The 14,342-nt window shown below is 62.3% G+C and carries 15 protein-coding genes; 3 read left to right on the top strand and 12 right to left on the bottom strand.

Annotation, left to right across the window (positions count from 1 at the left end; genetic code table 11):
* Positions 1-3 precede the first annotated feature (3 nt).
* Both lptG and lptF read right to left on the bottom strand, forming a co-directional pair.
* Positions 4-1,098, bottom strand: coding sequence for an LPS export ABC transporter permease LptG (gene lptG / locus HDEN_RS08360; protein WP_013215667.1), 1,095 nt, complete (start codon positions 1,096-1,098; stop codon positions 4-6).
* Positions 1,095-2,291, bottom strand: coding sequence for an LPS export ABC transporter permease LptF (lptF, locus tag HDEN_RS08355; protein ID WP_013215666.1), 1,197 nt, complete (start codon positions 2,289-2,291; stop codon positions 1,095-1,097). The genes lptG and lptF overlap by 4 nt, the downstream gene beginning before the upstream one ends.
* Positions 2,292-2,644: 353 nt before the next feature.
* Here lptF and HDEN_RS08350 point away from each other — a divergent pair, with 353 nt between their 5' ends.
* Positions 2,645-4,174, top strand: a complete 1,530-nt coding sequence (locus HDEN_RS08350) for a leucyl aminopeptidase (RefSeq protein WP_013215665.1) — start codon at positions 2,645-2,647, stop codon at positions 4,172-4,174.
* A gap of 157 nt (positions 4,175-4,331) precedes the next feature.
* Here HDEN_RS08350 and HDEN_RS08345 read toward each other — a convergent pair whose 3' ends face one another.
* The 5 genes from HDEN_RS08345 to HDEN_RS08325 form a co-directional block, all read right to left on the bottom strand.
* Entirely contained in the window at positions 4,332-4,973 is a 642-nt protein-coding gene (locus tag HDEN_RS08345) for a dihydrofolate reductase family protein (RefSeq protein ID WP_013215664.1), read from the bottom strand.
* A gap of 68 nt (positions 4,974-5,041) precedes the next feature.
* Positions 5,042-5,395 (bottom strand): hypothetical protein, encoded by a 354-nt coding sequence (locus tag HDEN_RS08340; RefSeq protein ID WP_013215663.1) that lies wholly within the window; start codon positions 5,393-5,395, stop codon positions 5,042-5,044.
* 16 nt (positions 5,396-5,411) lie between these two features.
* Positions 5,412-6,137 (bottom strand): hypothetical protein, encoded by a 726-nt coding sequence (locus HDEN_RS08335; RefSeq protein ID WP_013215662.1) that lies wholly within the window; start codon positions 6,135-6,137, stop codon positions 5,412-5,414.
* 67 nt (positions 6,138-6,204) lie between these two features.
* Entirely contained in the window at positions 6,205-6,720 is a 516-nt protein-coding gene (locus HDEN_RS08330; RefSeq protein ID WP_013215661.1) for a GNAT family N-acetyltransferase, read from the bottom strand.
* Positions 6,717-7,232 carry a hypothetical protein gene (locus tag HDEN_RS08325; RefSeq protein WP_245256761.1) on the bottom strand — a complete coding sequence of 172 codons (516 nt, stop codon included), beginning with the start codon at positions 7,230-7,232 and terminating at the stop codon, positions 6,717-6,719. Before HDEN_RS08325 ends, HDEN_RS08330 begins: the two co-directional genes overlap by 4 nt.
* On the opposite strand from HDEN_RS08325, the gene HDEN_RS08320 reads away from it, so the two are divergent.
* Together HDEN_RS08320 and mazG are read left to right on the top strand one after the other, a co-directional pair.
* Positions 7,231-7,896, top strand: a complete 666-nt coding sequence (locus HDEN_RS08320; protein WP_245256760.1) for a DUF2306 domain-containing protein — start codon at positions 7,231-7,233, stop codon at positions 7,894-7,896. The genes HDEN_RS08325 and HDEN_RS08320 overlap by 2 nt on opposite strands.
* A 69-nt stretch (positions 7,897-7,965) precedes the next feature.
* Positions 7,966-8,973, top strand: a complete 1,008-nt coding sequence (mazG, locus tag HDEN_RS08315) for a nucleoside triphosphate pyrophosphohydrolase (RefSeq protein WP_013215658.1) — start codon at positions 7,966-7,968, stop codon at positions 8,971-8,973.
* Here mazG and HDEN_RS08310 read toward each other — a convergent pair.
* From HDEN_RS08310 to ntrX, 5 genes are all read right to left on the bottom strand, one after another.
* Positions 8,970-10,196, bottom strand: a complete 1,227-nt coding sequence (locus HDEN_RS08310; RefSeq protein ID WP_013215657.1) for an FAD-dependent oxidoreductase — start codon at positions 10,194-10,196, stop codon at positions 8,970-8,972. The two genes, mazG and HDEN_RS08310, sit on opposite strands and share 4 nt — an antisense overlap.
* Before the next feature lie 22 nt (positions 10,197-10,218).
* Complete coding sequence (hflX, locus tag HDEN_RS08305; RefSeq protein ID WP_245256788.1) at positions 10,219-11,526, bottom strand: GTPase HflX; 1,308 nt, start codon at positions 11,524-11,526, stop codon at positions 10,219-10,221.
* Between the two features lie 92 nt (positions 11,527-11,618).
* Entirely contained in the window at positions 11,619-11,867 is a 249-nt protein-coding gene (gene hfq, locus HDEN_RS08300) for an RNA chaperone Hfq (RefSeq protein WP_013215655.1), read from the bottom strand.
* 169 nt (positions 11,868-12,036) lie between these two features.
* Entirely contained in the window at positions 12,037-12,900 is an 864-nt protein-coding gene (locus HDEN_RS08295) for a D-amino-acid transaminase (RefSeq protein ID WP_013215654.1), read from the bottom strand.
* Between the two features lie 15 nt (positions 12,901-12,915).
* Positions 12,916-14,316: a nitrogen assimilation response regulator NtrX gene (gene ntrX / locus HDEN_RS08290; RefSeq protein WP_013215653.1), complete on the bottom strand. Its 1,401-nt coding sequence runs from the start codon at positions 14,314-14,316 to the stop codon at positions 12,916-12,918.
* Positions 14,317-14,342: the final 26 nt, after the last annotated feature.

Here is a 14,342-nt window from a genome sequence, read left to right as displayed (position 1 = left end):
CACTCAGCCGTCCTCCTGGTGCAGAAGCACCGTCGTTGAGATAGCGAGAACCAAGACAACCGGCATCCAGGCCGCAACCCACGCGGGCGCAAGTCCAGCGATGCCAATTTGTCGTGCAATTTCCGAGAGCAAAAAGAATCCAACCCCGCCGATCATCCCTGTCGCAACCATAGTCTGGATGCCGCCGGACCGGAATGACCGCAATGACACAGTGGCCGCCAAAAGGACCATCGCGAGGCACAGCATGGGCCGAACCAGAAGCGACTGGTACTGCACTCGCAGCCGCTCGGTTGAAAGTTTCGCCTTATCAGCCGCTTGAATGAGTTCCGGCAGGTCCCAGAACGAGATCGAAAAGACGGTGCCCAGCGCATCCTGAACCCGGTCCGGAGTTAGGTAGGTCGAGAGCAGATAGGATTTGAATTTTTCCGGCTCCTGGCCGAGGCGCGTGACCCACGCGTCCTGCAACTCCCAGTAGCCGTCTTTGAGTTCGGCGCTACCGGCATCGATGCGCTCGGAGAAATGTCCTTCCCGATCATAAGCGAAAACGAGAACACCGGTCAGCGTCAGCCCCTGGTTCGAAGCGGCCGCCGCACCGAGCACGGACTCGCCGTCAGCGCCGTTCTGACGAATCCACGAGCCGCCGCCTTGCGCGCGCAGCAGATTGGCTTCGTTTCCGAAGGCCTTCGCGTAGAGCTTTTCCGAGGTTGCACGGCCGCGCGACGCCAGCGGATTGAAAACCGCCATCGCGAAGATGCCGACGGCCAGCCCGACGAACAGACCTGGGCCGAGGAACTGCCAGACGGACATGCCGCCGGCCCGCATCACGGCCAATTCGCTTTTTCTGTTCAGATAGATGAGTGCGCTGATACTGCCGACGAGAACGGCGAAGCCGATCAGGAATTCGATGTAGGCGGGGAGGCGGAGGAGGGCGATGCGCAGCAGCGTCGTCCCCGGCACCGCGCCGTACTTTCCCGCCATGCGCAGAAGCTCGACGAAATCGATCATGAAGATCAGCAGCGCGCACACGGTCAGGGTCGTCACGATCGCGACGATGAACATCCGCGCGATATATCGCGTCAGCGTGAAGCCTGCGATCATGACGCCGCCCCCTTGGGCCGCGATGGAGCCAGCCGGCTGCGGATCGCTTCGAACAGAGATGCGATGCCGTCCATAAGCTTGCCGAACAATCCGACGCCCGCACGCTGTTTTTCCGAGCGCTTCAGAACGATCAGGGAATAGACGATCGCGCCGATCGGCAATCCGTAGGCGACGGCCACCATGCTCGGGTTTCGAACCATCGCATTCGTGATCGCAAGCCCGGCGAGGCGGCACGTCGCGGCAATGACGAACGTCACGACGAGGCTCTGCATGCGGCTCGTGCGCGTCGATTGTGCTTGCCCGACGAACGCGATGATGAGGAATGCGAAGGCGAGAGGGTAGAGCGGCGTGACGAACCGCTCATGCAACTCCGAGCGGAATTGCCCCGGCTGATTTTTATAGGAGCTGCTCTCGGGATCCGGATTGATGAGTTCGCTGAAATATCGTTCACGCGGCTTCAGGTCTCCGGGTCCGCCGTCCTGCGGTTCGAAGCGGTCGAGATCGACGATGTACTTATCGAAGGCCACGATCTGCGGCGGCCCGTTGGCGTCCGTTCGGCGGATGATGTGGCCGACTGTCATGACGAGGTACGCGGTGCCGTCCTGCTTCACCAGCGTGCCGTGCTCTGCGAGATAGCTTTGCGACTGCGCCTTGTCGCGCGTGTCGTGCATCACCAGGCCAAGCAGCTCTCCGTTCGCGTCACGGTCGCGGATATGGAACATCAGGCCCGTTTCCGGACTCGTGAACCGGCCAGGCTGAATGACTTGCGTGAGGAGGTCGCTGCGGACCTGCACCATGTAATCGCGCAACTGACGCATACTCCAGGGCTGCGCAAAGTGACTGACGAAGGCCAGGAAGATGCTGACAAGCAACGCGAGCAGCAAGAGCGGACGCGCGGCCGTCCACACTTTCGCGCCGGACGCCGAAATCACGATCAACTCGCTGTCGGTGTTGAGCCGGTTGAGCGTGTGAAGCGCGGCGATGAGAAACGAGAAGGGGGCTATGACGGCCATCAGATTCGGGACGGCCAGCGACGTCATCTTGATGAGCATCCAGGTGTCCTGGCCCTGGCTCGTCACGACGTTGAACTGGCGCAGCGCCAGCGCGATCCACACGATGCCCGTCAACGACACCATGATCAACGCGAATGACCCGGCCGCCTGACGAAACACGTACTTCGAGAAGATTCGCATGGCTCGCCGGTCCCCTCCGGCAACGCGCCTCGCGACGCCCCCGCCGCAAATCGCACCGTACCCTTCGATCCGGCTCCCATAGCACAATGGCGGAATTTCGGCTGCTACGCCTTGGCGGGCGGGAATGAGTATGCAGCACAACGTATTAGGCCAAACCGGAGGTTTATCGGGCGAGCGTGGAAAACCCGGCTTGCCAGGATCGAGCGAAAGACTAAGTTGCATCACTCAGCCACGAGTTTTCGCCCTCTCTGCAGTCTCGCGTCGCGGCGACGCCGGGTTAGGACTGCGGATCGGCGCCGCGTCCCACCTGAGCGCTAGCCACGCGCGAACCATCCCGATGGAGTTCTTCAGAAATGTCCGACCGTCTTGAAATCACATTCGCATCCCTCAGCGCCGAACCCGAGGCGGTGACCGTCATCCTCGCCGGCGATGGTTTGGACCTGGGCTCCAAGGCGCGCGAGTTGGAGACGAAGTCGGCGAGTTCGATCAGCAAGGCCGCCGCAGCCGCTGACTACAAAGGCAAATACAAGTCGACGATCGAGATCCTGGCGCCCGCAAAGATCGGCATCGATCGCCTGATCGTCGCTGGGCTCGGCAAGGACAGCTCGCTCAGCGCGCAGCAGTACGTCGATCTTGGCGGCGTCATTCTCGGCGCCATCCAGGCGCGCAAGGCATCGGCCGCGAGCGTCATCGTCGATGTCGACGGCAACGATGATGTGTCTTCGGAACAGGCCGCGGCGTTGATCGCGCAGGGCGCGCTCCTCCGGAACTACAGCTTCAAGAAGTACCTGACCAAGAAATCCAACGATGACGCGGCGGACAAGGACGGCCTGAAAAAGATCACGATCCACGTCGCCCATGCAGACAAGGCGAAGTCGGCGTTCCAGCCGTTGAAGGCCGTCGCGAACGGCGTCAACTTCGCCCGCGATCTCGTCAACGAACCGGCCAACATCCTTGGGCCCGTCGAACTCGCGGAGAAAACGAAAGCCCTCGAGAAATTCGGCGTTTCCGTCGATATCCTCGACGTCAAGGATATGGAAAAGCTCGGCATGGGCTCGCTGCTCTGCGTCGGGCAGGGCAGTGCGCGTCCTTCGCGCCTCGCCGTGATGACCTGGAACGGCGCCAAGGGCTCGAAGAAGCAGAAGCCGATCTGCTTCGTCGGCAAGGGTGTCGTCTTCGATACGGGCGGCATCTCGATCAAGCCCGCCGCCGGTATGGAAGACATGAAGGGCGACATGGGCGGCGCAGCGGCCGTCATCGGCACCATGTACGCACTTGCCGAGCGCAAGGCGAACGTCAACGCCATCGGCCTCGTCGGTTGCGTCGAGAACATGCCGTCGGGCAATGCCGTGCGTCCGGGCGATATCGTGACGTCGATGTCCGGCCAGACGATCGAGGTGATCAACACCGACGCCGAGGGCCGCCTCGTGCTCGCCGACGTGCTCTGGTACGCGCAGGAGAAGTTCAAGCCGAAGCTCGTCATCGACCTCGCGACGCTGACCGGCGCCATCATGATCGCGCTCGGCAAGGAGTACGCGGGCATGTTCGTCAACGACGACAAGCTGTCGGATGAACTTCAGTCGGCCTCACGCACGACGGGAGAGAAGGTCTGGCGGATGCCGCTCGACAAGACGTTCGACAAGATGATGGACTCGAAAAACGCCGACATGAAAAACACCGGCGGCCGCTGGGGCGGCTCAGCGTCGGCCGCGGCGTTCCTGCAGCGCTTCGTCCAGAAGGACACGCCCTGGTGCCATCTGGACATTGCCGGCACCGCGATGGACGGCACGCGCAACGACATCAATCAGAGCTGGGGCGCCGGCTGGGGCATCCGGCTGCTCGACCGGTTCGTCGCCGAGCACCACGAGAAGAGCGAGAAGTAATTGGCGAGCTTGTTCAGCCGGTCCAAAAACGGCCGGCTGAACAATTTCAAAATCTCGTATCATATTGATACATATAGCGCGCCGACAAATATTTTCCATAATCTATGTTATGCGAAATGCCACTATAGCAGCCTCGGAGGCGTTCAGCGCGCGGTTGTTATCGGCGAAGAAGCACGTGAGCTGCATGCTCGGTCGCCTGATACTCCGCCACACGAAATCCCTGCGCCGGCAGGTCGATCCCGGCGAACATCGCCTCGCCTTGTCCGAGCGCGACCGGCGATAAGGCGAAATGCATCTCGTCGATCAAGCCGGCACGAAGATATTGACGGACCGTGTCGACGCCGCCGGCGATCTTCACGTCGCGGCCGCCTGCTGCGCGCGTTGCCTGATCGAGCGCCGCCTCAATGCCCTCGGTGACGAAGATGAATGTCGTCCCGCCGTCCATCTGGATCGGATCACGCGGATGATGCGTCAGAACGAAGGTCGGAGCGTGATACGGCGGATTATCGCCCCACCAGCCTTTCCAGCTCTCGTCTTGCCACGGACCACGGACCGGCCCGAACATGTTGCGCCCCAGGATGAACGCGCCGAACCCGTCCATCGAACGGTGGGCGTAGGCATCGTCAATCCCGTCCGATCCGCCGTTCTTGCCGATCATCGCATTGAACATGCGCGTTCCGAACATCCACCGGTGAAGCTCCTCCCCACCCTTGCCGAGCGGATTTTCCAGACTTTGATCGGGACCTGCGCCAAATCCATCGAGAGACAGCGAGAAACCTGCGACGCGCACTTTCGCCATCTGACGTTTCCTCATTTCGCATTCTGCGATCGGTAGGTAAGTAGGTGTGAATTGCGGCGATCTTGACGCTAAGCGTTTTCTCGCAGCCCTGAGCCGCGATACCAGAACGGAAACGGCGCGCCGATGAGCAGCATGGCGAACGCCAGGATCGCATTGCGCACCGGCCGCCGCTCGAACCCGGCGCTCTCGATCGACGCGTAGCCCGGTACGGTCTCGACATCCGCGATCAGCGACTGCACCGTTTCGAGATCGTCCTCGTCGACCAGAAAGCTGATGCCGCCGAACAGAATGTTGAACTGCGGACACTGCGAGATGATGTCCTTGCCCGCCAGCGCGAAGCGAATGCCGTGTGCCTCGAGCAGGCTCTCTATGACGATGGCCTCCGGCAGCATCAGCGTCGTGTGAGCGCAAACGAGCGGCATGCGGACGCCTCCAAGATCAAACCCGGTTTTCGAGAGTCCTAATCCCTTCCGCGATCAGCACCGCGTATAGCGCCAGCACGAACCCCGACAGCATGTTGACGGAGACGATGGCGCCTATGGCCTGCGCCACGGACGGATCAAACACCCATGACAGCATCCGTACCACGATCTCGTCGAAGCTCTGTTTCAGAAGGAACAGGAACTCGCTCGCCTGCTCCATCGACGGCTTGGCGGGAAGATCGAAAGCCGCGCGCTTCGCGAGTTCCGTGATGCCGGGCGCAGGCAGAAACGTCAGCCCCGCCGAAAACAGCAGCCCGAGCGGCGCGGCGAGACGGAAGTATCCCCAGCGCAGCGGACGCGCCTTGAGGCGTCCCATCAGAAAGCGCACGACCTGCACGCCAAGAAACAGCGACCCCGCGAAAACGATCGCAACGATCTTGAGCCGTTCCTGATCGGTACCGAGAAACGTCAGCAGCGCGACGACGCCCGCGAGCACCGCCTTCGTAATCGACTCCAGCGCCCCGACCCCGACGATCAGATAGATCGACCGTCCGGGAGCACGATCGAAATAGAATGGAAACTCGTACTTGAGCCGCGCGATCTCGAGCGCAGCGCCGACGACCAGCGCCAGCCCGGCCGTTGCCGCGGCGAAGACGATCGGCGCGGTGTAGCCGAGCCACGCGACGGCGTAGATCGCCGCCAGCTCCAGCGCCATCAACAGGCCGTTGAAGAGAATGTACATCGTCGCGCCCTGGCGTTGCCCCCGCGCGAAGGTAGCACTAGTCGGTGCCGCTCGGACACTGGCGTTGTCAGTCGGCGCCGAAGAACGCCGGGTGATACGAAACGGCGGCAGACGGAACCGTTCCGCGAAAAGCCTGCGCCAGAAAATACTCGGGAGGCGCGCCGTCGAACGTCACACCCAAGCCTCGCTCGAATCCCAACCGGCGATAAAATTGCGGTTCACCCAGCACGACGCATCCCGCGGCACCCATGGCCTTCAAAGCTCTGAGGCCGCCGTCGATCAGTGCCGAGCCGATGCGGTGTCCTTGGAAAGCCGGCGCGACGGCGACCGGTCCCAGCCCGTACCATCCTTCATGCTGTGGGCTCAGCTGGACCGCTGAGAATGTTGCATGGCCGACGATCGTACCGTCGAGAACCGCGACCTGCGGCAGTACGAGTTCGCCGGCCTCCCGCAATCGCCGCACGATCAGATGTTCGGTTTGCTGACTGTGCGGATGATCGGCGAAGGCCGCCTGGAGAATGTTCTCGACGTCATCAGCGTCCGCAGGCCACTCATCGCGAATGACAAGCGAGTCGACCGTCACGACGTTGCTTTCTCCAGTGTGCAGGTTGCATCTCCCGTGCGCGCCAGCTCGGCTTCGAATGGAAACGAGCGCCGCATGATGCGAAGCTCTGGTCCCGTGTCGCCGAGGAAATGCAGCTTCGCGGCCCCCTCGTCGCTGTTGTACCAGGCTTCGACTGCATACGGTGCCGTGTCTTTGGCAAGCAGGAGTTGCCCTTTATAGGTTCCCCCGCCATTGGTGACCGCGTTATTCGCCGCGAGCCGCACGCCGATCGCGCCGCACGTCTTGTCGTCCTTCACCGCAATCCCGCACCAGCCGTCCTTGCACGCGACGAAATCATAGGTCAGCGCGCATCCGTTGCTGCAATCGCTTTCGGCCTCGCTGCGGCCGTAGCCGTGCCGCTTGCCGCTCCAGCGTCCGGCGAGCGACACCGTCGCCGCTGGTGCGCTCGTCGCTTGGTCGTTCGTCTCAGCCGCCGCAGAGCCGACAAAACTCGGAGCGATGATGGCTCTCGCCATGACAGATGCCAGCATGACCGACGCCACGATCACGCTTCCCGCAATCGCGCCGCGCCACGCTCGCGACGGAAAGCTGCGCCGGATGCTGTCGCGTATGGCAATTCTTGTCATCACGATGGTCCTCGTTGTGCCTGTCGGGCTCGTCGCGCTCGGCTCCGGTGCCGGAGTGATCGCGCTGCCCTATGAGATGTTCGAGCTGGCGCGCCGTGCGCCCCTTCTCTTTCCGGCTCACATGATCGCATCGGCGCTTGTGCTTCTGCTGGCGCCCGCCGTTATCCTGACGCGACGCCGTCCCGAGTTTCACAGACCGCTTGGCCGGCTGTTGGGCCTCTTTGTGGTGATTGGTGGGCTGACTGCGCTTCCTGTAGCCATCATAAGTCACTCGACGCCTTTGGCGCGCGCCGGGTTCTTCGCGCAAGGACTGGTCTGGCTCTATCTGCTCGGCGCAGCCTACGTCGCGATCCGCGCACGCGACATTCCCCGCCATGCCCACCTGATGACCGCGATGGTGGCCGTGACGACCGGAGCCGTCTGGTTCCGCGTGATCACCGGCACGGCCATCGCGTTGAGATTGCCGTTCGAGCCGGTCTATGCCGCGTCCGCCTGGCTCGGTTGGATGCTGCCGCTGGCGCTCGTGCTGTCGAACCCGCGAGCTTTCGCGAGGCTCCTGTCGCGATAGCCGCAGCGGCCGCCCTCGCCCGCAACGCCCGCATCCTCTAGTCTCCCCGGCGCAATCGAGAGGATGCTCATGACGGACGCCATAAAGCCCTCGCGCGACATCGCGCGGCTCATCGAAATCATGGCGGCGCTACGGACGCCGGTCACCGGCTGCCCGTGGGACCTCGAGCAGAATTTCGAAACCATCGCGCCGTATGCGATCGAAGAAGCCTACGAGGTCGCCGACGCGATCGCCCGCCGCGACCTGCCGGACTTGAAGGACGAACTCGGCGATCTCTTGCTTCAGGTTGTCTATCACGCGCGGCTCGCCGAGGAGCAAGGCGCGTTCGCGTTCGGCGACGTCGTCGAGGCGATCACGCGCAAGATGATCCGCAGGCATCCGCACGTCTTCGCTGACGGCACGGCGCGCGATCCGCAATCGGTCAAGACCGCGTGGGATCGGATCAAGGCCGAAGAGCGCGCCGAAAAAGCCGCCGAGCGCGCCCGGCTCGCGCAGACTGCGCCTGCTTCTTCACCCCTCCCCGTTCGCGAAACAGAGTTAGGCACCGAACCGCAACCATCGACGCTCGCCGATATTCCTGTCGGGCTCCCGGCTTTGACGCGCGCCATCAAGTTGCAGGACAAAGCCGCGAAGGTCGGTTTCGATTGGCCGAACCTCGCCCCCGTCTTCGACAAGCTGAAAGAAGAGATCGCCGAGTTCGAAGAAGTCGCCCTCCCAAATGATCCACGAAGGGACTCTATATTGGCGCCTTCCGACTCGCGTTCCGCGAGCCGGCCGGAAGGCGCGCCACTCTCCGCGTCCGGCGGCCGGCTCCCCGGAGGGGAGTCGCCGGACGCCATCAAAGAAGAGTTTGGCGACATGCTGTTCGTGATGGCGAACATCGCGCGGCATTTGCATCTCGATCCGGAAGCGGCGTTACGCGCGGCGAACCAGAAATTCGTGCGCCGCTTCGCGCATATCGAAACGCGTTTGGAGAAGCTCGGCAAAACCCCGTCGCAATCGACGCTCGAAGAAATGGACGCGCTGTGGGACGAAGCCAAAGCGATAGAGAAGAGCGCGACGGCAAAAAAAGTTTAAGCGCCGTTGCCCTTCCGGATCGCGTCCGACACATGCTCGGGCCGAAAGCCGAGGCCGATCAGCCGCGCCGGAATGCGCGATAGAAATGGCAAGCTGTTGAACAGGCGAAAGGCGAGCGGAGGCTTCACATCACGCGTTTTCGCGAGCGTTTTCGCAATGACCCGGTTTTGCACTGTGAGTTGCAGGCGCTGGGTCGCATGCGTTGGAAAATCCCGCCGCGCCTGAACCGTCTTGAGATCGTCGAACGTCAGCCGTTTCTCTTTCAACGGCTGCCACAGACTGTTGGCCGCCGCGACGGCATCCTGAACAGCGAGATTGATGCCGACGCCGCCGACCGGGCTCATGGCGTGCGCCGCATCTCCGATGCACAGCAATCCGGGCCTCGCCCATTCGTTCAGCCGATCGACGGCGACGGTCAGAAGCTTGACGTGATCCCAATCGGCGATGGCATCGGCGCGGGACGCTTCGAACGGCAGCAACGCGCCGACCGACTTGCGAAAGGCGTCGAGACCTGCCGCACGCACCTTGGCGTCGTCGCCTTTCGGGATGACGTAGGCGCACTGCCAATAGTCGCCGCGCTGGAGCATAATGAAAATCTGTCCGGCATCGAACCGGGCCTGCGTCTCTTCTGTGTCGGTCGGAAGCCTCGGCAGACGAAACCACATGACATCCATCGGCGCGCCGAAGTTCTCGCTGACGAGACCTGACGCTTTGCGCAGCGTCGATGTACGCCCGTCCGCCGCAACGACAAGATCGGCAGAGACAGTCAGCGGCCCTTCGGGTGTCGTGACTTTGACGCCCGATACGCGACCGCCGTCATGGACGAGATCCGTCGCTTCGGCGTTCATGCGCAGCGAAAACTTCGGATACGCGCGCCCCTTCTCCGCCAGAAAATCGAGAAAGTCCCATTGCGGCATCAGCGCGATGAACTTTGTCGAAATCGGCAGCGACGAAAAATCCGCGAGCTTGATGCGCGTTTCGCCGAACTGCCCGTAGAGCTGCTTCACCTCTTGATGCGGCAGCCTTAGGAACTCATCGAGCCACCCGAGTTCCTCCATCAGACGCAAGGTCGAGGGATGAATCGTATCGCCGCGAAAGTCGCGCAGGAAGTCCTTGTGCTTCTCGAGAACGAGCACATCGACGCCAGCGCGCGCGAGCAGCACGCCGAGCATCATTCCGGCCGGTCCGCCTCCGGCAATGCAGCAGGTGACGTGTTGATCCATAGCGCGAGCTTAGCCCTCCGCGTCAGACCTTCAACCCCGCTTTTCGCAACTGCCCGAGAACTCGGTCTTTCTTTTCGCTCGGAATGCGCAGCCGCAGTTCGATGCTGCCGTCCTTGCGCGCCTCGCGCGCCAGCACGTCACACGTTTCATGCAGCCAGTTGAGGAGCGCCCCAAGGCTGCCGGGAATGATGACGTCGAGGATCTCGTCGGCGACGCTGAGGCGGCTGTCGATCGCGTCGAGCAGCGGCACGATGCCTTCGCCCGTCACGGCCGAAACGAGAACCGGAGGACGTTCGTTGCGCTGGGCTTCGTGTTGTAGCTCCGCGCGACGATCGCCGGTCAGAAGGTCGATCTTATTCCAGACTTCCTGGATATGCCCGTCGACCGGCAGCGTGTCGATGCCGAGCTCGCTCAGAACCTTTTCGACGTCGCGCGCCTGCGCTTCCGTTTCCTCATGCGCGATGTCGCGCACGTGCAGAATGAGATCCGCCTCGACCACTTCTTCAAGCGTCGCGCGGAACGCCGCGACCAGCGAAGTCGGCAAATCCGAGATGAAGCCGACAGTGTCCGACAGAATGATGCGCCGCGCGCTCGGCAGCTTCACTTCCCGCATCGTCGGATCGAGCGTCGCGAACACCTGATCCATCGCGACAACGCCCGCGCCGGTGATCTTGTTGAACAGCGTCGACTTGCCCGCGTTCGTATAACCGACGACGGCTACGATCGGATACGGCACCTTGCGCCGGCCTTTGCGATGCAGATCACGCGTGCGAACGACGTCCTTGAGATCGCGCTTGATGGCGTCGATGCGATCCTGAAGCATACGTTTGTCGAGTTCGATCTGCGCTTCGCCCGGGCCGCCGAGAAAGCCGCCGCCGCCGCGCTGACGTTCCAAGTGCGTCCACGCGCGAACGAGCCGCCCCTTCTGATACGAAAGATGCGCAAGCTCGACTTGCAGGACGCCCTCGCGCGTTCGTGCTCGCGCGCCAAAAATTTCGAGAATGAGACCTGTGCGGTCGACAACCTTCGTGTTCCACGCCTTCTCGAGGTTGCGCTGCTGCACCGGCGTCAGAGCATGATCGACGACGACCAGCCCGATATCGAGATCGCGCACGCGCCCGCCGAGTTCATCGACTTTGCCCGATCCGAGCAACGTCGACGGCCGAGGCTCCGACATGGGAACGATCGCGGAGTCGATGATGTCGAGATCGATGGCGTTCGCGAGGCCGACAGCCTCGGACAATCGGTTTTCAGGCGTGTGCGTTTCGCCCGCGGTCTTAGCCGCATCGCCCGAGCGTTGCGGCCGTTTCAGAACCGGTACTAGGACCAGCGTGCGCGTTCTCGGCTGACGCGTATCTTGACTCGTACGCCGGCGCTTACGAGGCGAAGCGTCCTCGCCGTCTGGATTATTGGAAATTGGTGTCAACCAGTTCCTTCGCCGTCCTGATCGTTGAGATTGACCGGACCGCCCGGCATGATCGTCGAAATGGCATGCTTGTAAACGAGCTGCGAGTGCCCGTCGCGCCGAAGCAGAACGCAGAAATTATCGAACCAGCTGACGATGCCCTGCAGCTTGACGCCATTGATGAGGAAGATCGTCAGCGGAGTTTTGTTTTTACGAACATAATTAAGAAAGGTGTCTTGTAAATTCTGAGTTTTTTCAGCCGCCATAATTTTTGTCCGTTTTTTTCGACGTCTTTTGAAACGCGCCGGGCGCTGTCGGGCTTGAAAAATCGACGAGGCGTCCTAGCGGGGATCTCGACGGGCATCGGGGGGATGACTATCGAAGCGGTGACACTTTACAGGTGTTATTGCCCCGCACAATGCGGCAACATTCGCACTACACGATTGAAATTTCGGCAAGCTCATGGAAGCGCGACCTGAGCCGGCGCACGACCGGACCCGGCCGCCCATCGCCGACCTGCCGCGCATCGATGCTGACTACCGGCATGACCGTGTTCGTCGCCGACGTCACAAAAGCTTCGCGGGCGCCGATGGCCTCGGCAAGCGTGAACGCGCGTTCCTCGAGCTTCAGCCCTTCTGCCGCAGCGACGTCCTTAACGGTCGCGCGCGTGACGCCCGGCAGAATGCGCGGGTCGAGCGGACGTGTCACCAGCACGCCGCCGGGCGTCACGATCCACGCATTGCTCGATGCGCCCTCCGTAATAGCGCCGGATTGATCGACGAACCACGCCTCATGAGCGCCCGCGCTATGGGCCGCGTCCTTGGCGAGCACCGCCGGCAGCAGCATCACGGTTTTGATATCGGAACGGCCCCAGCGATTGTCGGGCATCGTCTTGACGGCAATGCCGTGCTCGGCAAGCTCGTCCGCCCACCCCAATCGCTGCGAGCGCGCGAGAACGACAAGTGTTGGGAAAATTTCCAGACCTGGAAAAGAGAAATTCCTCGGACCTGCCCCGCGCGTCACTTGGAGGTAGACGAGTCCGTCGCGAACGCGATTTCGGCGCACGACTTCGCCGACGATGTGTAAGAGCGCGCCATTCGACATGGGCGCCGAAATCGACAACGCGCCGAGCGAGCGGTTCAACCGCGCAAGATGCCGGGTTGCATCAACTAATCGGCCGCCGCGCACTTCCATGACTTCATAGACCGCGTCGGCAAATTGAAAGCCGCGATCCTCGGCATGGATCGCAGCTTCGGCGTAGCGCTTGTAGGCGCCATTGACGTAGACGATGCGGGTCACGCTGCTGTCCGTCCCTTACGAAACGGATCTGAGATCGCCGGCCCGCTGTTCGGACGAGACGCCCAGCGCACGAAGTTTCCGGTGCAGCGCCGATCGCTCCATGCCGACGAACTCGGCCGTGCGCGAGATGTTCCCGCCGAAGCGATTGATCTGCGCCAGGAGATATTCCCGCTCGAAGATTTCGCGAGCCTCGCGCAGCGGCAACGACATCAGATGTTCCGCGCCGCCGTTGACCGGGAGCGGCACGTTCGAGCCGATTTCATCGGGAAGCATGTCCGCCGTGATCGCGGCGCTTGCATCTCCGCCCGCCAGGATCAGAAGGCGCTCGACGTTGTTGCGAAGCTCGCGCACGTTGCCCGGCCAGTCGTGTGCCTGCAGCACGGCGATGGCGTCCTCGCCGATCCGCCGCGGCGCCAGACCCGACGTTTGCGCAACCTGTCCGACGAAATACTGGATCAGATCGGGAATGTCCTCGCGCCGCTCCGCAAGGCTCGGCACGCGCAACGTCACGACGTTGAGACGATGGTAGAGATCTTCCCGGAAACGGCCTTCGCGAATGTCCTGATCGAGATCGCGCGACGTCGACGAGATGATGCGGACATCGACCGACACCTTCTGGCTGCCGCCGAGACGCAGGAATTTCTGCTCGACGAGCACGCGCAGGATCTTGCCTTGCGTTTCCATCGGCATGTCGGCGACTTCGTCGATGTAGAGCGTGCCGGTGTGCGCTTCTTCCAGCGCGCCGACTTTGCGCGGCCCGCCGGTGCGATCCTCGGTGCCGAACAGTTCTTCCTCGACGCGGTCCGGAACCATCGCCGCCGCATTGAGCACGACGAACGGACCGTCGGCGCGCAGCGACTTCTGATGCAGGACGCGCGCCGCGAGTTCTTTGCCGGAGCCCGACGCGCCGCGCAGCATGATGCGGCTGTTGGTCGGACCGGCCTTGTCGATGTTGTTCTTCAGCTGATTGATCGCCGGCGATTTGCCGATCATTTCGGCGGAGACGACGGAGCGCTCCTTCAGTTCGCGGACCTCGCGCTTCAGCTGCGAAGCTTCGAGCGCGCGCATCGTGACGAGCACCAGGCGATCGGCCTTGAACGGCTTCTCGATGTAATCGTAGGCGCCGCGCTTGATGGCGGTGACGGCCGTCTCGATGTTGCCGTGTCCTGAAATGATGACCACCGGCAGATCGGGATACGTCCGCTTCATGATCGTCAGAACCTCGAGGCCGTCGAGGCGGCTGCCCTGCAGCCAGATGTCGAGAATGACAAGATGAGGTTTTCTATCTTCGATGGCGCGCAGCGCTTCATCACTGTCGCGTGCGAGGCGCGTCCGGTGACCTTCGTCTTGCAGGATACCCGCAATCAGATCCCGAATATCGGCTTCATCATCAACGATCAAAATATCAGCGGACATTACAGCGCTCCTGGGGACTTAAGCTT

It is taken from the genome of Hyphomicrobium denitrificans ATCC 51888 (assembly GCF_000143145.1).
In the GTDB taxonomy this organism is placed as follows: domain Bacteria; phylum Pseudomonadota; class Alphaproteobacteria; order Rhizobiales; family Hyphomicrobiaceae; genus Hyphomicrobium_B; species Hyphomicrobium_B denitrificans.
Note: the sequence above shows the minus strand (reverse complement) of the source record. Positions and strands in the feature narration are given on the sequence as shown.

Bases quoted from the DNA above. Each gene is read 5' to 3' on its own strand.
- lptG (WP_013215667.1), bottom strand. From the start codon at position 1,098: ATGATCGCAGGCTTCACGCTGACGCGATATATCGCGCGGATGTTCATC.
- HDEN_RS08325 (WP_245256761.1), bottom strand. From the start codon at position 7,232: ATGCTGGCATCTGTCATGGCGAGAGCCATCATCGCTCCGAGTTTTGTC.
- hfq (WP_013215655.1), bottom strand. From the start codon at position 11,867: ATGGCGGCTGAAAAAACTCAGAATTTACAAGACACCTTTCTTAATTAT.
- mazG (WP_013215658.1), top strand. From the start codon at position 7,966: ATGACGGACGCCATAAAGCCCTCGCGCGACATCGCGCGGCTCATCGAA.
- HDEN_RS08335 (WP_013215662.1), bottom strand. From the start codon at position 6,137: ATGTACATTCTCTTCAACGGCCTGTTGATGGCGCTGGAGCTGGCGGCG.
- HDEN_RS08350 (WP_013215665.1), top strand. From the start codon at position 2,645: ATGTCCGACCGTCTTGAAATCACATTCGCATCCCTCAGCGCCGAACCC.
- ntrX (WP_013215653.1), bottom strand. From the start codon at position 14,316: ATGTCCGCTGATATTTTGATCGTTGATGATGAAGCCGATATTCGGGAT.
- HDEN_RS08320 (WP_245256760.1), top strand. From the start codon at position 7,231: ATGACCGACGCCACGATCACGCTTCCCGCAATCGCGCCGCGCCACGCT.
- HDEN_RS08340 (WP_013215663.1), bottom strand. From the start codon at position 5,395: ATGCCGCTCGTTTGCGCTCACACGACGCTGATGCTGCCGGAGGCCATC.
- HDEN_RS08345 (WP_013215664.1), bottom strand. From the start codon at position 4,973: ATGGCGAAAGTGCGCGTCGCAGGTTTCTCGCTGTCTCTCGATGGATTT.
- lptF (WP_013215666.1), bottom strand. From the start codon at position 2,291: ATGCGAATCTTCTCGAAGTACGTGTTTCGTCAGGCGGCCGGGTCATTC.
- HDEN_RS08310 (WP_013215657.1), bottom strand. From the start codon at position 10,196: ATGGATCAACACGTCACCTGCTGCATTGCCGGAGGCGGACCGGCCGGA.